Source organism: Mesorhizobium sp. B4-1-3, from assembly GCF_006439355.1.
GTDB lineage: Bacteria > Pseudomonadota > Alphaproteobacteria > Rhizobiales > Rhizobiaceae > Mesorhizobium.
In genome coordinates, this window is record NZ_VFTG01000002.1 from 393,157 (window position 1) to 412,484 (window position 19,328).

The window sequence follows — 19,328 nt, forward strand, 5'->3', positions numbered from 1 at the left end:
GGTCACGGAAAACTGTTCATTCCAGCCAATGTTTTGCGCTCGGCTTTCAAAGCACGGAGAAAGGCGCGGCGATCGATTTCCTGGCCTTCGCCGCTCGCGATTCCTTCATCATAGGCGCGCTTCAATCGTGCGAGTTCGAGCTCGCGAAGCTCCTCGCGGTGCTCCCACAATCTGAGGGCTTCCCTAACGATTTCGCTGTTTTGAGGCATAGTCGCCACTCTCGACCGCATCTTGCAGTCGCGCGGCCTGCTTCGGCGTGAGGGATATGGTCAGGGTGCGTCCCATTGTAGGGTTCCTCTTAAAATCTAACAAAATTTGTTGGACGTTTCCTTCTGTGCTCATCGCTCGCGCGCACAGCTAAATCCCGCTAGACAAACTGAATGCCATCCGGAAACCTCCCATGCGCGTAACCACCGATCTTTGGGTCTCCGCCCTTGTCCGCCGCGTCTTCGGCGCCGGCGGCTTTGCGGCGATCGTCAAGCGCGGCGCGACCGAGGCGGGCGCTGTCTTCGTGCTGTCGCGCGGGCGTCTTGGGGAGGTGGCCCTCTACGGGCCGGCGCCGCAGACGAGCTACGATTCGGCTGATCCCGACGAGCGCTTCTTTGCCCTGCTCGATTCAAGCGACGACGGCTCGGCCTTCGATGCGCGGCTGGAGCGGGAAAAGAAATTCGACCCCGACATCTGGGTGGTCGAGATCGAGGCAGGGACTGTTCCGGTCGAAGAGCTTCTTTCGGTAAAGACGGAATAGATCAGGAAGCCTTGAGGCTGGAGGTCGCTTCGCTGTTCGACACGTCGCGGCGCTCGGTGCCGGGTGCGTCGGGGGCAATGTCGCGGATCGCCCGCGAAAGGGTCTCCGCCTTCCAGGCGCGTAGCTTGTCGAGCGCCGCCTCGCGGTGCAGCAACCGGTAGCGGTCGAGGAAGAGCCGGATCGCCTGCGGGTGCGGGAACTCGCCGGGATAGACTGCGACCGCGATCAGGAATGCCATGTCTTCGCTGAGATCGAGGGCCCGCAGTGCCGCAAGCAATGCGGCATAGCTCGATTGCCTGGTCACGGAGCGGGCCGTCGCGAAGTCGATCCCCAGCGCGTCGGCAAGCGCGGTCTGGAAGAAGGCCGCGTTGCCGGTCAGCGCCGTCTCGCGCAGCTTCACGTAGGCCGGCTGGCCGAGGAAGGTGTTGACATCGGCAGCGTTCCCGGTCGGGCGCATCATCGAGCGCAGGCGGCGCCGCGCGTTCTCCGCGGCTTCGCCGGACAAGGGACGGTCGGTGTCCGCCTTGGCCACGGGCTCCGGTTTCGGCGTGAGCTTCGTGACCGTTTCCGGCGGCCGCGTCTTGACGAGCGTCGGTCTTTCCAGCACGCGGATCAGGTCGGCGATCGTCGGGTTGAGGTCCTTGCGGCGCGCAATGGCCCGCGCGTGCGGCAGCCCGTGCCGGCCGATCAGCGCGATGAGGTCGATGTCGCTCAGCGCGTTGGAGCGCGTGAGCAGGGGTGCTGCGATCTCGACCGGCTCTTCGGCCAACCGCCTGACCAGCGCGGCCGGCGCATATTCGCATTCGGAAAGGGCAGCGGCGACATAGCGGCGCGACTCGACCGAGACCTCGTCGAACAGCGGCAGCGTCAGATCCTCGAGCTGGGCGATCTCGCGGCGCGAGGGGCGCGTCAGCGAGCAGAAGGCCGACACGGCGGCGCGGAACAGCCTTTCGGCCTTTCCAGCTTCGGTCCGGATAGCGATTTGCCTGAAATCCGAAGATGACACGGAGGATACGCCCGACACTCGACACAATCCCGAACCGCACGATCCGGCCGGCCGGTTTCGCGTCTTCAGGAAAAACAAACATCAAACTAGCCGCGATCCGTTAGCGCTCCGTTAACCCTCTAGGTTCCTTAATCAACTTTGGAGGCGTTGCGTTGTGCTCCGGTCAAACCGAGAGGAATGCGCGAACCATGGGCATGGTCCTGTCTTTTGTGCCGCGTGCGGCACCCGTAAATCGAGCAAGTCACGACACCACGACGGCGGCGGCGGCGGCGGTCATCATTTTCCCCGGCGTCCGCTATGAGTTGCGTCCGCAGGCCGATGAGGCCCGGCCGCGCGAAAGCTCCGACAGGCCAGGCTCTCCGCCACCTGCCAAGCCGCATCACTGATCGGTCGCTTTCTCAGTAGTCCTGCAATTCGCAGGCGCTCTGCTCGAGGAAGCGCGACACGATCGGCTTCCAGCTCGCGTCCGGCACGAAGGCGCGGATGACGAAAATGCCTTCCTGGATCGGCGCTTCGACGAAGATGGCGCCCTGCAGATCCTCGGGAAGGTCGCGTCGCACCTCGATCATCTGCGCCGGCGTCAGCACCACCGCATCGAGCTTCTCGCCGTTGGCGTTGTGGTCGTTGAAGGAATAGATGTTGTGGCCGCCGCGGTCGTAGACCGAAGCCGACCAGAACGGCACGTCGCCCGGCGCCCTGATCCTGACCAGTCCATCCGAGAGATCGAACCGGCAGGCGGCCGCGTAAAACAGCGGATCGACCGACTTCACCACCGGCGCGCCGCCGGCCTCGGCGTCGAGCCGCGTCATCTTGTAGAGGTCGGATGACATCGCCAGCCGCGACCAGGCATCGCGTTCGGAAAATTCCGGCACCAGGAACAGCACCACGATATGCACGATACCGGCGCCGATGAGGCCGAGGATCAGGGCATGCAGCAGCCTACGCATTGCAGCCCGCCTTCAGGATGCGCGGCAGCGTGACGTCCGAGAGGCCGGTGCTCGAGGCGATCGGCGTGTCGTAGAAGGTCAGCACGAAATACATCTTGCCGGAGCCGCCGGTCAGCAGCCAGTTGCCGGGGGCAGGGCGGCTGCCGACGGAAATGACGACGGAATTGTCGGGCTGGCGCAGCACTTCGTAGGATTGCAGCGCCGACTGCCTCGGCTTGCCTGTGTCGATCACGCCAAGCGACTGGTCGGCGGCATAGAGCGTCCAGAAGCGGGCGGTGGGATAACCGCCTTCGATCGTGTAGGTGCATTCTCGTTTCAACGGCGCGCCGGCATCGTCGCGCTCGGCGACGAAGGCAAGCCCCTCGGCCTGGCCGAGCGCCAGCACGCCCTCGCGTGCCACTCGCGCCTTGGAGTAGGGGTCGGCGTTGAGCGTCCCGACTTCGGGGAAAGCGGTCCATTGGCCGATACGGATCGCGCCGACGCCGTCCTGCGCATTGAGCGCATACCAGACGCTGTAGCCGCCAAGCCCGATGGCGATGGCAAGCGAAAGCAGCGTCAGGATGGCGTTTTTGAGCATGAGAGCCGCAAACAGAGGAGATTGCCCGGGATATCGCGGCGCGGGGTGCCGTGGCAAGCCGGCTTCACGCAAGCGCCGCCCTAAAGCGCCGAAAGCGTCTCCGGCAAAGCGGGCGCGCCGAGCACGGGCGCGGCCTGGAAAGCCTTGGTCATGTCCCGCAGCGTCTGGCTGGTGCGGCTGGACAGCACCGGCGGGCGTTCTGCCTCGGCCTGCGCCGCCGCCGCGTCGGCTTCCTTCTTAGCTGCTTCCTCAGCCTTGGCCGCGACCTCCGGGTCGACCCACGGATGATCGAGACCCGGGATCGGCTTCAGGTCGATATTCTGGTGCGCATAGACCATCAGCCGCTGCCAGACCATCGCCGGCAGCGTGCCGCCGGTCATCTTGTTGGTCGGCGTGAAGTCGTCATTGCCGAGCCAGACGGCGGCCGTGTAGTTGCCGGTGAAACCGACGAACCAGGCGTCGCGATAGGATTGAGTCGTGCCGGTCTTGCCGGCGACGACGATGTTGGGAAGCTGGGCGCGCCGCGCCGTGCCGATCGCCGGCACCGCCGCCAGCATCGTGTTCATGTATTTCAGCGCTTTCTCCGACAGCACGCGGTGCGGCGGCGGCGCATCCTTGGCCCAGTCATAGACCACCTCGCCGGTGCGGGTGACGAGCTGGGTGATGCCGTGGCGGGAACCGACGAAACCGTTCTGGGCAAAGACGCTGTAGCCGGTCGCCTGGTCCATCACCGTCATGCCGGACGTGCCGAGCACCATGGTCTTGTGCGATTCCAGCGGCGATTCGACACCCATCGATTCCGCCATCGCCTTGATCGGACCGATGCCTAGGTAATCCTTGGCAAGCCGCACCGGCACGGTGTTGATCGACTTGGCGATCGCCGTGAGCAGCGTGACATTGCCGGCCGAGCCGCCATTGTAATTGTGTGGCGACCAGCCGCCCCAGCTGATCGCGCCGCCCGAAACGACCGAATCCGGCGTGAAACCATGCTCCATTGCGGTGGCATAGACATAGGGCTTGAAAGAGGAGCCGGTCTGGCGCAGCGCCTTGGTGGCGCGGTTGAATTGGCTGGCGCCGTAGTCGCGGCCGCCGACGATGGCGCGCACCGCGCCGTTGGTCTCGATCACCACCACCGCGCCTTCGGTGACGTTGTATTCCTTGCCGAATTGCCTCAGATGGAACTCGACTGACTCTTCCGCGGCCTTCTGGATGTTGGCGTCGAAAGTGGTGTGGGCGACCAGCGAATGCTGGCCGGGCTTGGCGATTTTCTTCACCTCGTCGAAGGCCCAGTCGAGGAAATAATCCGGGCTCTTCTGCTCGCCGCGATCGACGACGTCGGCCGGATGCAGCCGCGCCTGCAGCACCTGGCCCTCGGTCATAAAGCCGGCGTCGACCAGGTTGGACAGCACCACATTGGCGCGGGCGCGTGCCGCCGGCAGGTTGATGTGCGGGGCGTATTTGGTCGGTGCCTTGAACAGGCCGGCCAGCATCGCCGCCTCGGCGAGGCTCAGATCCTTGACGCTCTTGCCGAAATAAAAATCCGCCGCCGCCTCGATGCCGAACGTGCCGCCGCCCATATAGGCGCGGTCGAGATAAAGCTGCAGGATCTCCTTCTTGGAAAGGTTCGCCTCCAGCCACAGCGACAGGAAAGCTTCCTTGATCTTGCGCTCCAAGGTGCGCTCGTTGGACAGGAACAGGTTCTTGGCGAGCTGCTGCGTGATGCTGGAGCCGCCCTGGACCACGGAATTCGCGCGCATATTCTCGAAGAGCGCGCGCGACAGGCCCAGGATGTCGATGCCGTAATGGTCGAAGAAACGCCGGTCCTCGGTCGCCAGCACCGCCTTGATGACGATGTCCGGCATCTCGTCGACCGGCACGGAATCGCGCTGGATGATGCCGCGCTGACCGATCTCGTTGCCGTAGCGGTCCAGGAAGGTGACGGCGAAGTCGCCCTGGTTGCGCCAGTCGCCGGCGGTGATGTCGAAGGCCGGCATGGCGAGCGCGAGCAGCACCACGAAGCCGCCCGCGCCCATGGTGAAACCTTCGCTCAGCACCTCGATGATGGCGCGGCGCCAGCCATGCACGCGGAAGCGGCGGGAAAAGATGGTCGCCGCTTCCCAGAATTCGCGCGCTTTGAAGCTGATCTCATAGAGCGAGGAATCGAGCCACGCGTCGACGGCGAGAGCCGCCGAGGCGATCCGGCCTCTTCTCTTGCGCGGTTTCGAAGGACTTGCCATTCCAGACTTCCGACCCAATGCGCTTTCGCCCGAAAACAGCATGCGGGCAGTTTCAGGGTGGCGCCCCTGTCAAACTATTCAACCATTTTATCACCGCCCACAAGGGCAGCGAAGCCACAGCACAAGCTTTGTTGATTGGAAGGATGCATTGGTGGCCGATCGATATCACCGCGACGCGATGAAGCGCATGAAATGCGCCACATCCGCCTCTGTCGGCTCCTGGCCGGTGAAGGAGCGCAAATAGGCGGCGAGATGGCTGACGCGCGCCTCTACCGGTTCCTTCAGGTCGAGCACGTAATAGCCGATCTGCATGTAATAGAGGACGCGGGCGCGGATGAAGGCGTCCTCGCTCTCATAGCCATGCCGGCGGTACATGTCGCGTATGGCAAGCAGGCGCTCTTCGTCGGCCTTGTCGATCATGCGCCGCACGTCGTCGGAGCGCCTTGCCCATTCGCGGACGGCGAAATCGAGCCTGGGATCGAACAGGCGCTCGTCGGCCCAGCATTCGAAGACGTTCATCACACCCATGATGATGGTCTCTGCCGGGCGGCGGGCACGCTCGACGATCGCCGTGGTGTTGGTCTCGTGCCAATGCCTGAGCAACTGGTCGAGCAGGTCCCGCCGGCTTTCGAAATACCAGTAGAAGCTCGAGCGCGAGACGCCGAGCTTCTGTCCCAGCGTCAGCACGCGCACGCTCTCGATGCCGTCTGAAACCAGCGTCTGCAGCGCGAGGTTTATCCAGTCCGCGCGGGTCACCTTGATATTGCCGGGCGCCGGTTCGTCCCGGGGAGCGGTCATGGTCATGACCGAACAAGTGGCACGGCGCGGGCCGGCGCGCAAGCACTGGACAGAAGTGTCTAGACACATATGTCCAGAATATATATCGTAAGAACCTCCAACGAGAGGGAGAGGGCTCGTGAAGTCGCATTACCGGGCAGTGGTCATCGGGGGAGGCGTGGTAGGCGCCTCGGTGCTTTATCACCTCACGCGTTTTGGCTGGAGCGGTGTGGCGCTGATCGAGCGCGCCGAGTTGACGGCGGGCTCGACCTGGCACGCGGCGGCGGGCTTCCACGCGCTCAACGCTGATCCCAATGTCGCGGCGCTGCAGGACTATACGATCAAGCTCTATCGCGAGATCGAGGCCGAGTCGGGCCAGAATGCCGGGCTGCACATGACCGGCGGCGTCAACATGGCGAGCGACCCGCAGCGCTGGGAATGGCTGAAATCGGCCTGGGCGGTGTTCCAGTCGGTCGGCATCGAGACGGCGCGGCTGGTGACGCCCGAGGAAATCAAGGAGATCTGCCCGATCGTCGACGTGAATGGCGTGCTCGGCGGGCTCTATGATTCCAATGAGGGCCATCTCGATCCCTATGGCACCACGCACGCCTATGCCGGCGCCGCGAAGAAGCGCGGCGCGGACGTCATCCTGCGCAACCGCGTCGTCGAACTGAGGCAACGCGCCGACGGTGGCTGGGACGTCGTCACCGAGAAGGGCACGATCGTCGCCGAGCACGTCGTCAACGCCGGCGGCCTGTGGGCCAAGCAGGTCGGGTTGATGGCCGGCGTTGACCTGCCGGTGACGCCGATGGAGCATCATTATTTCGTTACCGAGGACATTCCCGAGGTGGCGGCATTGGACAAGGAACTCGGCCTTGCCGTCGATCTCGACGGCTTCTCCTATTTGAGGCAGGAGCGAAAGGGCGTGTTGCTCGGCGTCTATGAGCAGAACCCGAAACACTGGAACATGGACGGCGCGCCTTGGGATTACGGCATCGAGCTGATCCCCGAGGACATCGACCGCATCAGCCCCGAGCTTGCCAGGGCCTATGAGCGCTTTCCCTGCCTGGCCACGGCCGGCATCCGCAAATGGGTCAACGGCGCCTTCACCTTCACGCCGGACGGCAATCCGCTGGTCGGTCCGGTCAGGGGGCTGAGGAACTACTGGGTCGCCTGCGGCGTCATGGCCGGCTTCAGCCAGGGCGGCGGCGTCGGCAAGTCACTGGCCGAATGGATGATTTATGGCGAGCCGGAAGCCGACATCTTCGGCATGGACATCGCCCGCTACGGCGCCTTCGCCGCCAACCGCGAGTATCTCAGGCAGACGACGGGCCAGTTCTATGCCCGCCGCTTCGTCATCACCTTCCCCAATGAGCGCCTGCCGGCGGGCCGGCCGCTGAAGCGTCCCGGCGCCTATGACGGCATGAGCGCCGCCGGAGCCGAATGGACGGCGTCCTGGGGACTGGAGATCCCGGCCTATTTCGCGCCGATGGGCTTCCGCGAGGAGACCACGCTGAAGCGCTCCAACGCCTTCGACATCGTCGGCGACGAGGTGCTGCAGGTGCGCCGCGCCGCCGGTCTCGTCGATACCACGGCTTTCTCGCGCTATGCCGTGTCAGGCCTCGGAGCAGAGGCATGGCTCGACCGGCTGCTCGCTTGCCGGCTACCGAAGCCCGGCCGCGCCAAGCTGGCCCCGATGCTTGGCTCCGACGGCCGGCTGAAGGGCGATCTCACCGTGCTCAACTGGGGCGGCGGCGAATACTGGATCATGGGCTCCTACTATTTGCGCGAATTCCACATGCGTTGGTTCGAGGCGCATCTGGCGGATGGCGTCAAGGTTGCCGATATTTCCGATGCCACATCCGGTTTCCTCGTCACCGGACCGAATGCACGAAAGATCCTCGAACGCACCACGCATCAGGACCTCTCCGCCGAGGCGATACCCTTCATGGCTTGCGGCGTGTTCGATGTCGGCCTAGTGCGCGCCCGGGTGGCAAGGCTGTCGATCGCCGGCGAGCTCGGCTTCGAGATCAACTGCCCGGCCACCCTGCATTCGACCCTGCGCGAGACGCTGCTTGCCGCCGGCGAAGACCTCGGCCTAGCCGAGATCGGCTACTACGCGCTGAATTCGCTCAGGCTGGAAAAGAGTTTCGGCATCTGGTCGCGCGAATTCACGCAAGGCTACACGCCCGGCCAGACCGGGCTCGACCGCTTCATCGCTTTCGACAAGGGCGATTTCATCGGCCGCGACGCGGCGCTGAAGGAGCGCGAGGACGGCATCGCGCGGCGAATCGTGACGCTGGAGGTCGACGCTGTCGACGCGGATGCCAGCGGCTTCGAGCCGGTCTGGTTGAACGGCCGGCGCGTCGGCTTCGTCACTTCCGGCGGCTATGGCTATACCCTCGGCAAGAGCGTCGCCCTGGCGTTGCTCGATGACGATTTCGCCGGGGAGGGCACCGAACTTTCAGTACACATTGTCGGGGTCGAGCGGCCGGCGCGCGTCATAGCCGCCTCGCCCTACGACGCTGAAGGCAAGGCGATGCGGCAATAGAGCATGATCCCGAAAAAGTGGGAACCGGTTTTCGGAAAAGATCATGCTCAAATAAGAGGATAAGATGGAACAGGATGACATTTCGAAGAAAAGTCATCCTGTTCCAAGGAGGAACCGCCATGATTGACGAGGCCGCACGTGATCTCCGGCGCGAGCGCCGGCGGGGACGCACCGGCGAGGCAGGCAGCGAGTCCAGTCGTCACCCGAACTACCGATCGCTGAAGAACCCCTTCCTGCCGCAGCCGATCTTTTCCGACGATCAGGTCGCGGCCATACACGCTACCGCGCTGCGTGTGCTGGAGGAGCTCGGCATCAAGGTGCTGCTGCCCGAGGCCCGCGCCATCTACGCCAAGGCCGGCGCTTTGGTCGACGAAGACAGCCAGATGGTCAGGATCGGCCGCGACATGGTCGAGGCTGCACTTGCCTCGGCGCCGCGCTCCATTCCGGCGCTTGGCGGCGACCGCTCCCGCGATTTGGCGCTCGAGCTCGGCTCGATGGCCTTCCTGGCCGGCTCCGGCGCGCCCAACGTTACCGATCTCGAGCGCGGCCGCCGGCCGGGAACGCTCGCCGCCTTCGAGGAATTCACCAAGCTGATCGAGCATTTCGACGTGCTGCACATGCTTGGCCCCTGCGTCGAGCCGCAGGACATCGACAATCGCTTCCGCCACTATGCCGTCAACAGGGCGCAACTGACGCTCTCTGACAAATTCCCCTTCGTCTTCGCGCGCGGCACGCCGCAGGTCGAGGACGGTTTCGAGATGATCCGTCTGGCGCGCGGCCTTTCGCAGGACGAGTTCCGCGCCGGCGCCCATTGCTACACCGTCATCAACACCAACTCGCCGCGTCAACTGGATATCCCGATGGCGCAAGGCATCATCGACTTCGCCAAGGCCGGCCAGGTCCTGGTCATCACGCCCTTCTGCCTGGCCGGCGCGATGGCGCCGATCACGGTTGCCGGCGCGCTGACCTTGCAGCATGCCGAGGCGCTGGCCGGGCTGACGCTGGCCCAGATCGTGCGGCCCGGCGCGCCGGTGGTCTATGGCTCCTTCTCCTCCAATGTCGACATGAAGTCCGGCGCGCCGGCCTTCGGCACGCCGGAACACATCAAGGCGACGCTTGGGGCGGGGCAGCTCGCCCGCCACACCGGCCTGCCTTGGCGCTCCGGCGGCGGCAGCGCCGCCAATGTTTCCGACGCGCAGGCGGCGCACGAGACGCAGTTCGCGCTGTGGGGCTCCGTGCTCGCCGGCGCCACCATGTGCATCCACGCCGCCGGCTGGCTGGAAGGCGGCTTGAGCGTTTCCCTGGAAAAGCTGATCACCGACGTGGAGGCGCTGCAGACGATTGCCGAGCTCTGCGCCACGACGCCGGGCGACGCCGATGCCATCGGTTTCGAGGCCATCGCCGAAGTGCAGCCCGGCGGCCACTTCTTCTCCGCCGCTCACACCATGTCGCGCTACCGCACCGCCTTCTATGAGCCCCTGGTCGCCGACTGGTCGAATTTCGGCAACTGGACGCAATCCGGTTCGAAGACGGCGACGGAGCGCGCGACCGGCATCTGGAAGCGCATTCTCGCCGACTTCCAGCCGCCGGCCTCCGCCGCCGCTGCCGCCGGCGTGCTCGACGAGTTCATAGCGAAGCGCACCGAGGAAGGTGGCGCGGCTCCGGTCTCCTGATTTGACGAAAACGTAATAAATTCGAGACCTTCGCCCTTCAGGATATAGTCAAAACGATCTGGCATCGGATCGCGAGCGCGGCTACGTTGGCCGCGACGCGGAGACATGTGTTGGCGATGGACGGTAGATGACGGCGCCTAGCGATTTGATGCAGGCCTTGTTCCTGAGGCTCAAGACCGATGCGTCGCTGTCGGCGCTGCTCGGCGGGGCCGGCCTGCTCGAACGTGCCGACGCCAAGGCCGCCTATCCGCATGTCACGTACGGGCGCACCAGCGCCTTCGATCTCGAGACAGGCGCCGACAACGACAATGACCAGCTGATCACCTTGCACATCTGGTCGAAAGCTCAAGGCGAGGCCGAGACGCGCCTCATCATGGACAGCATCAAGGCGCGCCTCGATGGCGCCGCACTGTCCATTGGCCCGCGCGGCCAGACGCGCCTGTCGCTGGAATTCGCCGAGGCGCGTTACGACGAGGATCTTGCGGCCCATCACGGATTGCTGCGCTTCCGCGCCTTGACACAAGAGACCGCCTGAGACGCTGGCGGGCCTCACAGCTGCGCCTGGATCGCGGCCTTGTCGATGACCGACCAGACCTCCCTTATGCGGCTGTCGTGGAACTCGTAGAAGACGTTCTCGGCAAAGGAAACGCGTTTGCCGTGGATCGGCAGGCCGAACAGCACACCCTTGGGATGGCAGTCGAAATGCAGGCGCGCCGCCACGCGCGGCGGCTGCGAGATCAGAAGCTCGATGTCGAAGCGCAGGTCGGGGATGGCCTCGAAATCGCTCTCCAGCATGCGGCGATAGCCAGAAAGCCCGACCGTCTCGCCATTATACTGCACCTCCTCGCCGACAAAACGGCCGAGATTGTCCCAATCCTGGTCGTTTAGGCAAGCGATGTAACCCCGGTAGAGATTGGCAATATCCTCGCGCGTCATCGTATTCTCCCATGGCCGTCCGGCGTTCTACACCAGCTAGCGCGGGGCGCGGCAAGGGCAGCCAAAAAGCGTAGCGGATCGACTGTTTTTCCAGCTATCAATTCGAAGCCGGCTTGAGGAGCCTTGGTATCGGCACGCGCGGGGGTGGCGGACATGAACTTTCGATTGTTCACCGTTCATTTCACGTTCAGCCCATATGCGTTAGAACCGTGATCATGAAAGATCTTGGCTTCCACCTCCGCAAAGCAGTGCTAGCGCTTGTCGCAGCCGGGCTCTTTGCGTCGCAGACGACGGCAATGCCGGTCATCGACCCGTCGGTCGACCAGCCGGTCGTGCTTGCCGCCGGCGATTGCTACGCCATCGGCCAGCAGGTCGCCGCCCAGAACGGCGGCACGCTGGCCAAGGCCTCGCAGGCGACGCGCGGCGGCCAGCAGGTCTGCGTCATCGTCGTGCTCGTTCCCGGTAAGAATGGACAGCGTCCCCGCCGCTCGGAAATCGTCGTCCCGATGGGCTGACCCCTCTCGTTTCCCTGGCTGGCGGAATCGGCCTATACGTCTACCCAACAACAGGCTTCAACCCATGCGCGTGCTCGTCGTCGAGGATGACAAGGATCTCAACCGGCAGCTGGCCGATGCGCTGGTCGATGCCGGCTATGTGGTCGACCGCGCCTATGACGGCGAGGAGGGGCATTTCCTCGGCGACACCGAGCCTTACGATGCCGTGGTCCTCGATATCGGCCTGCCGCAGATGGATGGCATCAGCGTTGTCGAGCGTTGGCGTCGCGGCGGCCGCAAGATGCCGGTACTGATCCTCACCGCGCGCGACCGCTGGAGCGACAAGGTCGCCGGTATCGACGCCGGCGCCGACGACTATGTGACAAAGCCCTTCCATATCGAGGAGGTGCTGGCCCGGGTGCGAGCACTGATCCGCCGCGCGGCTGGCCATGCTTCGTCGGAGCTCACCTGCGGGCCGCTGCGTCTGGACACCAAGGCGTCCAAGGCCGATGTGAACGGCGTGCCGCTGAAGCTCACCTCGCACGAATTCCGGCTTCTCGCTTATCTGATGCATCATATGGGCGAGGTGGTCTCGCGCACCGAACTGGTCGAGCATCTCTACGACCAGGATTTCGACCGCGATTCCAACACCATCGAGGTGTTTGTCGGCAGGCTTCGCAAGAAGATGGGTATCGACATGATCGAAACCGTGCGTGGCATGGGCTATCGCATCCGAGAGCCGGAGGCGTGACGCGGAACCGCTGAAGCCAACGATGAGAACGTGGCTTTCAAGGCTGCGGCTCTGGCCGCGCTCGCTGACCTTTCGCGTCATCGCCTTTTCGACCATTTGGGCGATCCTGACGCTGGTCGTCATCTTCACCCTTATCACCACGCTTTACCGCCAGGCCAGCGAGCGCGGCTTCGACAGCCTGCTGTCGGCGCATCTTTTCAACCTGATCGGCTCCGTCGGCATTTCCGACAACGGCGCGCTGACCGGCTCGCCCGACCTCGGCGACCTGCGCTTTTCCGAGCCGAATTCCGGCTGGTACTGGTCGGTGGAGCCCGCCTCCGAAGGCGTGCATGGCGAAATCCATTCCTCCTCGATGACGACTTCGCTCCTGTCTCCGAGCGTCGCGGAGGTGCCGTTCAACGCGAACTTCCAGCGCAGCTACTCGATGGAAGGCATCAAGGGCGAGCAGCTCGAAGTGTTCGAGAGCGAGTTCGTGCTGGATGCCAAGAACCGCGCCGCGCGTTTCCGCGTCATGGGCAACCACAGCGAATTGGAGCAGGAGATCGCCAGCTTCCAGCGCCGCCTGCTCACCTATCTGTCGCTGTTCGGCGTCGGCATGATCGCCATCAACGCCATCGCCATCTTATTAGGGCTCCAGCCCTTGCGCCGGGTCCGCAACGCGCTGGCCATGGTGCGCGAAGGCACCGCGCAGCGGCTCGACGGCAGCTTCCCGGCCGAGATCGAGCCGCTGGCCAACGAGACCAACGCGCTGATCGAGAACAACCGTCGCATCGTCGAGCGCTCGCGCACGCAGGTCGGCAACCTTGCCCATTCGCTGAAGACGCCTTTGGCCGTGCTGATCAATGAGGGCCGCGCGCTCGGCGGCGCCAAGGGCCAGCTGATTGCCGAGCAGGCCGCCTCGATGCAGAAGCAGGTCGAGCATTATCTGCAGCGCGCGCGCGTCGCCGCGCAGCGCGACAGCGTCGTCTTCCGCACCCCGGTTTCGCCTCTGGTCGAGCGCATGGTGCGCGTTTTGCGCAAGCTCAACCCGCAAACGCCGCTGACGCTGTCGCTGCCGCCGGCCGAGATCGTCTTTGCCGGCGAGCGCGAGGATCTCGAGGAACTGCTCGGCAATCTGCTCGACAATGCGATGAAATGGGCAAAGAGCGCTGTTGCCGTGACGATCGCCACTATTTCGGGAAGCGGCAACCTGTTTGAAATCGTTATAGAGGATGACGGTCCGGGCATTCCCGAGGACATGGCGCGAGAGGTGTTGAAGCGTGGCAAGAGACTGGACGAGACGAAGCCGGGAACGGGGCTTGGCCTTGCCATTGTCGCCGACCTCGTCAATGAGTATGGAGGCTCGCTGGCGCTGGAACGGTCCGGCATGGGCGGCTTGAGGGTGGTGGTGAGATTGCGGAGCCTTCAGTGATGTTTCCTATCGATTTGCGTGCGGCTGCCAACGGCCAAATTTCAGACAAATATCAACAGTATGGCGATGAAAACCTCCTGATGGCGCGCCCCCAGCCCATCCAGTTCCGTCCCGCTGAAGAGAACCGGTTGCCGGCATGAAGATTCGCGTCGCGCTCGTTTCCGCCCTGCTCGCCGTTTCCGGCTGCACGACGCTGGGCAGGGTTGGTCCGACCTCTCCTGTCACGCCTGTCTCCACGCCGCCGACCGGGGGCAAGGTATCGACCAGCATCGTTTCGGCCATGAATGGCGGGCTTATCGGCGGATCGATCGGCTCGGGCCTCAGCGATGCCGAAAAGCGCAAGGGGCTGGAGGCGGAGTACAAGGCGCTGGAATACAACACCAGCGGCCAGAAAGTGACGTGGAAGAGCGACAACTCCTCGCATTATGGCGAGGTGACCGCCGCCCAGCCCTACCGTGTCGGCTCGCAGGACTGCCGCCAGTACACCCACACTGTCTATACCAGCGGCGCGGGCGTCACGGCGCGTGGCACCGCCTGCCGCAACGCCGACGGCAGCTGGACGCCGCTGACCTAGAAGACAAGCCGGGCCTGCCTAATTATTCGCTCGGGTTGACTTCGATCAAGGTCGGGCGGCGCTCCCGCCGTCAAAGCGTCGCACGATGGTCGTGTTGGCAGGGCAGGGCTCTGCCGTTATTGGAATAGGCATGCTGTTCTGGGTCATAGCCGCAATCCTCACGCTGGGCGCCAGCTTGGCGGTGCTGTTGCCGCTCACTGGCGGCGTGAAGGGCGGGTCGCCGGCCGGCGACCACGATCTCGAAGTCTATCGCGACCAGCTTTCCGAGCTCGACCGCGACATGGCGCGTGGCCTGATCCAGCCCGCGGAGGCCGAGGAGGCGCGCGCCGAGATCGGCCGCCGCATCCTGCGTCTGGGCGCGGCTATGCAGCCGGGCGCCGCAACGCCCAAGCCCGCGCGCAGCGCCAGATGGGTCGCCAGCGTGGCTGTACTTGCGGTTCCGCTGCTGAGCTGGGGCCTTTACAGCATGCTCGGCTCTCCCGATCTGCCGTCGCAGCCGCTGGCCGAGCGTCTCGCCAAGAACCCGGCTGATTCCTCGGTCGACGAACTGGTCGCGCGTGCCGAAGCCCATCTCGCCGCCAATCCGGCGGACGGCAAGGGCTGGGACGTGCTGGCGCCGATCTATCTTCGGCTGCAGCGCTTTCCTGACGCCGTGACCGCCTATCGCAACGCCATCCGGCTCGACGGCGATAGCGCCGTGCGCCAGTCGGGTCTTGGCGAGGCGATCGCCAGCGCCGCAGGCGGCATCGTTTCGGCGGACGCCCAAAACGCCTTCGAGGCGGCTCTGAAGCTCGATCCGGCTAATGCCAAGGCGAATTTCTACCTGGCGGTCGGCCTCGCCCAGGAAGGCAAGAAGGCCGAGGCCGTTGCCGCCTGGCAGAAGATGCTCGGCCAGCTTGCGCCGGATTCGCCTTGGCGCAGTGCCGTCCAGCAGGCGCTTGCCGAGGCGGGCGGCCCCGCAGTCGCCGATGCCGCGCCGGCCACCGGCCCCGACGCGCAGCAGGTGGAAGCCGCGAAGCAGATGTCGCCGCAGGACCGGCAGGCGATGATCGAGACCATGGTGGCCGGATTGGACGACAAATTGAAGCAGAATCCCCGCGACGAGGAAGGATGGATGCGGCTCATCCGTTCCTATGTCGTGCTTGGCAAGGCCGACCAGGCGCGCGCCGCGCTCGGCCGCGCTGTCGCCGCTTTTGGTGCCGATAGCGCGCAGGCCAAGAAATTCACCGCCTTCGCCGCCTCGCTCGGCGTGACGGCGACGGAGTAAGGCAATGACGCGCAAGCAGAAGCGGTTGTCGGTGATCCTGGCGGGGCTGGCTTTCCTCGGTGCCGCTGCCGGGCTCACCTTCTATGCGCTGGGACAGAAGGCGTCCTATTTCTACATGCCGGCAGAGCTGGCAACGGCAAGCGTCCAGCCCGGACAGCGCATCCGCCTTGGCGGCCTCGTGGCGAGCGGCACTGTCATGCGCGGCAACGGCGCAACCGTGGCGTTCTCGGTTACCGACACGCAAAAATCCGTCAAGGTGACCTACACCGGTATCCTGCCCGATCTCTTCCGCGAGGGGCAGGGCGTCATAACCGAGGGCGCTTTCGGCCCGGATGGGGTTTTCGTCGCCGACAGCGTGTTGGCCAAGCATGACGAGCGCTATATGCCGAAAGAAGTCGCTGACGGCCTGAAGGCCAAGGGCGTCTGGGTGGAAAGCAAGAGCCAATAATGGTTGAGACCGGACATTTCGCGCTCGTCCTCGCCTTCGCGCTGTCGCTGGTACAGATGCTGGTGCCGCTGGTCGGCGCCCGCACCGGCAACCAGCGGCTGATGGCGGTCGGCGGTCCTGTCACGGTCACCGGCTTCGCGTTGACCGCGTTGTCCTTTGCCGCCCTCGCAAGCGCCTATGCCAGCTCGGACTTTTCGGTGGCGAGCGTGTGGGAGAACTCCCACTCCCTGCAGCCGATGATCTACAAGATCACCGGCACCTGGGGAAACCACGAAGGCTCGATGCTGCTGTGGGTGCTGATCCTCACCTTCTTCGGCGCGCTCGTCGCCGTCTTCGGCAACAATCTGCCGGCAAGCCTGAAGGCCAATGTGCTGGCCGTGCAGGGCATGATCGGCGCCGCCTTCTTCCTGTTCATCCTGGCGACCTCCAATCCGTTTATCCGCCTCAATCCGGCGCCGATCGAGGGCCGCGACCTCAACCCGATCCTGCAGGACCTCGGTCTCGCCATCCATCCGCCGATGCTTTATCTCGGCTATGTCGGCTTCTCGATCTGCTTCTCCTTCTCGGTCGCGGCGCTGATCGAGGGTCGTATCGACGCCTCCTGGGCGCGCTGGGTGCGGCCGTGGACGCTCGTCGCCTGGATGTTCCTCACTGGCGGCATCGCTATGGGCTCCTACTGGGCCTATTACGAGCTCGGCTGGGGCGGCTTCTGGTTCTGGGATCCGGTCGAAAACGCCTCCTTCATGCCCTGGCTCGCCGGCACCGCGCTGCTCCATTCGGCGATCGTCATGGAGAAGCGCTCGGCGCTGAAGATCTGGACGCTGCTCTTGGCCATCCTGACCTTCTCGCTGTCGCTGCTCGGCACTTTCCTGGTGCGTTCCGGCGTGCTGACCTCCGTGCATGCCTTCGCCACCGACCCGGCGCGCGGCGTCTTCATCCTGTGCATTCTGACTTTGTTCATCGGCGGCTCGCTTGCGCTGTTTGCGCTGCGCGCCTCGCAACTGACGGCGGGCGGCCTGTTCCACCCGATCTCGCGCGAAGGCGCGCTGGTGCTGAACAATCTCTTTCTCACCACCGCCACGGCGACGGTGCTGGTCGGCACGCTCTACCCACTGGCGCTGGAGGCGCTGACCGGCGGCAAGATCTCGGTCGGCGCTCCCTTCTTCGATCTCACCTTCGGCCCGCTGATGCTGCCGCTATTGGCCATCGTCCCGTTCGGCCCGCTGCTCGCCTGGAAGCGCGGCGACGTCATTGCCGCCTCGCAGCGGCTGATGGCGGCCTTCGCGCTCGCGATCACCGCGATGTTGGTCACCGGCCTGTTCATCGACGGCGCCTCGGTCTTTGCAGCACTCGGCGTCGGCCTTGCCGTCTGGCTGATCGCCGGTGCGCTGACCGACCTTGCCGTCAAATCCGGTTTCGGCTCCGTGGCGCCGCCCGTGATGCTTCGCCGCCTCGCCGGTCTGCCGCGCTCGGTCTTCGGCACGGCGCTTGCCCATCTCGGTCTCGGGCTGACCTTGCTCGGCATCGTCGCCACGCTCTGCTTCGGCACCGAGAAAATCCTCACCATGCGTCCCGGCGAAACAGTTGAACTCTCCGGCCACACGCTGCGCTTCGAGGGGCTCACCCCACAGAAGGGTCCGAATTTCACCGAGGATCGTGGCCGCTTCCTGCTGATCTCGGACGGCAATGCCGATGGCGCGATCACATCGGCCAAACGTTTCTACCCGGTGCGCCAGATGGTGACGACGGAGTCCGGCATCAGGACGCTGGGCTTGAGCCAGCTCTATCTGTCGCTCGGCGACGAGAACAGTGATGGTTCCGTCGTCGTGCGGCTCTGGTGGAAGCCGCTGGTGACGCTGATCTGGGGCGGCGGGCTGGTGATGATGGCGGGCGCCGCCATGTCGCTGCTCGACCGCCGCCTGCGCGTCGGCGCGCCGGCAAAGCGGCGCAAGCCGGCCGCCGCCTTGGCGAGCCCGACATGAGCGCAAGGTTTTCGCTCGCCTCGCTGGCCCTGCTGCTGGCGCTGTTCTTCGCCGGCACGGCGCAGGCCGTGAAGCCCGATGAGGTGCTGCAGGACCCGGCATTGGAGGCGAGAGCGCGCGCTCTCTCGGAAGGCCTTCGCTGCATGGTCTGCCAGAACCAGTCGATCGACGAATCCGACGCCGATCTTGCTCGCGACCTGCGCGTCCTCGTGCGCCAGCGCCTCGTCGCTGGCGACAGCGACCAGCAGGTGATGGATTACATCGTCTCGCGCTACGGCGAGTTCGTGCTCTTGAAGCCGCGTTTCAGCCTGCGCAACGCGCTTTTGTGGGGCACGCCGGTGCTTCTGCTACTGGCCGGCGGCCTGTTCATTGTGCTGAGCAGCCGCTCGCGCCGCCCGGCATCGAACAGCGTTCTCAGCGCCGAGGAACAGGCGGCGCTGGATAAAATGCTGCGCGACTAGCGAGCCAATCCCAACATTACAAAACTTTCATGTACCGGAAATGGCGCCGTAATGTGCGGCTCTCTAATCCTCTTGCCCGAGGATGCTTCGCCTGAGCGCATCCCTTCGAAAGAGGAAACGAATCCCATGAACATTGCCCCCAATTCATATTCCCGCACCCGCAAGCGCCTGATGGCCGCCGCCGCCTCCCTGGCCGTTGTCGGCACGGTCGGCGCGGGCATGCTCGCAACCGGCACCGCCCCCGTGCTGGCCGATGCCGTGCGCGTCGAAGCCCCGCAAATGCCGAGTTTCGCCGATGTGGTCGAGCACGTCTCACCGGCCGTCGTCAGCGTCAAGGTCAAGGCCAAGATCCAGCCGACGGCCGATGACGGCTCCGACGACCAGGACGGCTTCGAAAACCTGCCCGACAACCCGCAGCTGCGCCGCTTCTTCAAGGAATTCCGCGGCTTCGGCGACCAGGGCGGCCAGTTCGGCATGCGTCGCTTCAA

Annotated in this window: 19 protein-coding genes and 2 pseudogenes; 14 read left to right on the top strand and 7 right to left on the bottom strand. The window is 64.8% G+C overall.

Features of this window, described 5'->3' with window-relative positions; all coding sequences use genetic code 11:
• Window positions 1–2: 2 nt before the first annotated feature.
• Window positions 3–285: pseudogene (locus tag FJW06_RS04730) on the bottom strand (type II toxin-antitoxin system ParD family antitoxin).
• 115 nt (window positions 286–400) lie between these two features.
• On the opposite strand from FJW06_RS04730, the gene FJW06_RS04735 reads away from it, so the two are divergent.
• Window positions 401–748 (top strand): DUF1491 family protein, encoded by a 348-nt coding sequence (locus FJW06_RS04735; RefSeq protein WP_140748690.1) that lies wholly within the window; start codon window positions 401–403, stop codon window positions 746–748.
• Between the two features lies 1 nt (window position 749).
• On the opposite strand, the gene FJW06_RS04740 is transcribed toward FJW06_RS04735, so the two are convergent.
• The 5 genes from FJW06_RS04740 to FJW06_RS04765 all read right to left on the bottom strand — a co-directional run bounded on the left by FJW06_RS04740 (window position 750) and on the right by FJW06_RS04765 (window position 6,319).
• Entirely contained in the window at window positions 750–1,754 is a 1,005-nt protein-coding gene (locus tag FJW06_RS04740) for a DUF2336 domain-containing protein (RefSeq protein WP_140748693.1), read from the bottom strand.
• 398 nt (window positions 1,755–2,152) lie between these two features.
• Window positions 2,153–2,701, bottom strand: a complete 549-nt coding sequence (locus FJW06_RS04750) for a DUF1254 domain-containing protein (RefSeq protein WP_140748699.1) — start codon at window positions 2,699–2,701, stop codon at window positions 2,153–2,155.
• The gene (locus FJW06_RS04755) at window positions 2,694–3,278 is read right to left on the bottom strand and encodes a DUF1214 domain-containing protein (RefSeq protein ID WP_140748702.1); all 585 of its coding nucleotides are present in this window, start codon (window positions 3,276–3,278) and stop codon (window positions 2,694–2,696) included. The genes FJW06_RS04750 and FJW06_RS04755 overlap by 8 nt, the downstream gene beginning before the upstream one ends.
• An 80-nt stretch (window positions 3,279–3,358) precedes the next feature.
• Window positions 3,359–5,515 carry a penicillin-binding protein 1A gene (locus FJW06_RS04760; protein ID WP_140748705.1) on the bottom strand — a complete coding sequence of 719 codons (2,157 nt, stop codon included), beginning with the start codon at window positions 5,513–5,515 and terminating at the stop codon, window positions 3,359–3,361.
• 165 nt (window positions 5,516–5,680) lie between these two features.
• Window positions 5,681–6,319 (bottom strand): TetR/AcrR family transcriptional regulator, encoded by a 639-nt coding sequence (locus FJW06_RS04765; RefSeq protein WP_140748708.1) that lies wholly within the window; start codon window positions 6,317–6,319, stop codon window positions 5,681–5,683.
• Between the two features lie 112 nt (window positions 6,320–6,431).
• Here FJW06_RS04765 and FJW06_RS04770 point away from each other — a divergent pair, with 112 nt between their 5' ends.
• The 3 genes from FJW06_RS04770 to FJW06_RS04780 all read left to right on the top strand — a co-directional run bounded on the left by FJW06_RS04770 (window position 6,432) and on the right by FJW06_RS04780 (window position 11,051).
• Window positions 6,432–8,843, top strand: coding sequence for an FAD-dependent oxidoreductase (locus FJW06_RS04770; RefSeq protein WP_140748711.1), 2,412 nt, complete (start codon window positions 6,432–6,434; stop codon window positions 8,841–8,843).
• Between the two features lie 119 nt (window positions 8,844–8,962).
• Window positions 8,963–10,516 (top strand): trimethylamine methyltransferase family protein, encoded by a 1,554-nt coding sequence (locus tag FJW06_RS04775; RefSeq protein ID WP_140748714.1) that lies wholly within the window; start codon window positions 8,963–8,965, stop codon window positions 10,514–10,516.
• A 127-nt stretch (window positions 10,517–10,643) separates the two neighbouring features.
• A complete protein-coding gene (locus FJW06_RS04780; RefSeq protein WP_140748716.1) occupies window positions 10,644–11,051 on the top strand; it encodes a DUF3168 domain-containing protein in 408 nt (135 codons plus the stop codon).
• Between the two features lie 14 nt (window positions 11,052–11,065).
• Here the strand turns inward: FJW06_RS04780 and FJW06_RS04785 are convergent, their stop codons facing one another.
• Window positions 11,066–11,452, bottom strand: coding sequence for an ester cyclase (locus tag FJW06_RS04785; RefSeq protein WP_140748719.1), 387 nt, complete (start codon window positions 11,450–11,452; stop codon window positions 11,066–11,068).
• 215 nt (window positions 11,453–11,667) lie between these two features.
• Between FJW06_RS04785 and FJW06_RS04790 the strand changes: the two genes are divergently transcribed.
• The 10 genes and pseudogenes from FJW06_RS04790 to FJW06_RS04830 all read left to right on the top strand — a co-directional run.
• Window positions 11,668–11,967, top strand: a complete 300-nt coding sequence (locus tag FJW06_RS04790) for a hypothetical protein (RefSeq protein ID WP_140748722.1) — start codon at window positions 11,668–11,670, stop codon at window positions 11,965–11,967.
• Between the two features lie 64 nt (window positions 11,968–12,031).
• The gene (locus FJW06_RS04795; RefSeq protein WP_140748725.1) at window positions 12,032–12,697 is read left to right on the top strand and encodes a response regulator transcription factor; all 666 of its coding nucleotides are present in this window, start codon (window positions 12,032–12,034) and stop codon (window positions 12,695–12,697) included.
• A 22-nt stretch (window positions 12,698–12,719) separates the two neighbouring features.
• Window positions 12,720–14,108: an ATP-binding protein gene (locus FJW06_RS04800; protein WP_140748728.1), complete on the top strand. Its 1,389-nt coding sequence runs from the start codon at window positions 12,720–12,722 to the stop codon at window positions 14,106–14,108.
• Window positions 14,108–14,248, top strand: a complete 141-nt coding sequence (locus FJW06_RS30030) for a hypothetical protein (RefSeq protein ID WP_181178139.1) — start codon at window positions 14,108–14,110, stop codon at window positions 14,246–14,248. The genes FJW06_RS04800 and FJW06_RS30030 overlap by 1 nt, the downstream gene beginning before the upstream one ends.
• Window positions 14,245–14,682 (top strand): hypothetical protein, encoded by a 438-nt coding sequence (locus FJW06_RS04805; RefSeq protein WP_140748731.1) that lies wholly within the window; start codon window positions 14,245–14,247, stop codon window positions 14,680–14,682. Before FJW06_RS30030 ends, FJW06_RS04805 begins: the two co-directional genes overlap by 4 nt.
• A gap of 130 nt (window positions 14,683–14,812) precedes the next feature.
• The gene (gene ccmI, locus FJW06_RS04810; protein ID WP_140748734.1) at window positions 14,813–15,949 is read left to right on the top strand and encodes a c-type cytochrome biogenesis protein CcmI; all 1,137 of its coding nucleotides are present in this window, start codon (window positions 14,813–14,815) and stop codon (window positions 15,947–15,949) included.
• A 4-nt stretch (window positions 15,950–15,953) separates the two neighbouring features.
• Complete coding sequence (gene ccmE / locus FJW06_RS04815; protein WP_140748737.1) at window positions 15,954–16,397, top strand: cytochrome c maturation protein CcmE; 444 nt, start codon at window positions 15,954–15,956, stop codon at window positions 16,395–16,397.
• The gene (locus tag FJW06_RS04820) at window positions 16,397–18,379 is read left to right on the top strand and encodes a heme lyase CcmF/NrfE family subunit (RefSeq protein WP_140748740.1); all 1,983 of its coding nucleotides are present in this window, start codon (window positions 16,397–16,399) and stop codon (window positions 18,377–18,379) included. Before ccmE ends, FJW06_RS04820 begins: the two co-directional genes overlap by 1 nt.
• Window positions 18,376–18,840 (top strand): cytochrome c-type biogenesis protein, encoded by a 465-nt coding sequence (locus tag FJW06_RS04825; RefSeq protein WP_140748743.1) that lies wholly within the window; start codon window positions 18,376–18,378, stop codon window positions 18,838–18,840. Before FJW06_RS04820 ends, FJW06_RS04825 begins: the two co-directional genes overlap by 4 nt.
• A gap of 126 nt (window positions 18,841–18,966) precedes the next feature.
• A pseudogene (locus FJW06_RS04830) lies at window positions 18,967–19,328 on the top strand (serine protease); the annotation flags it as partial.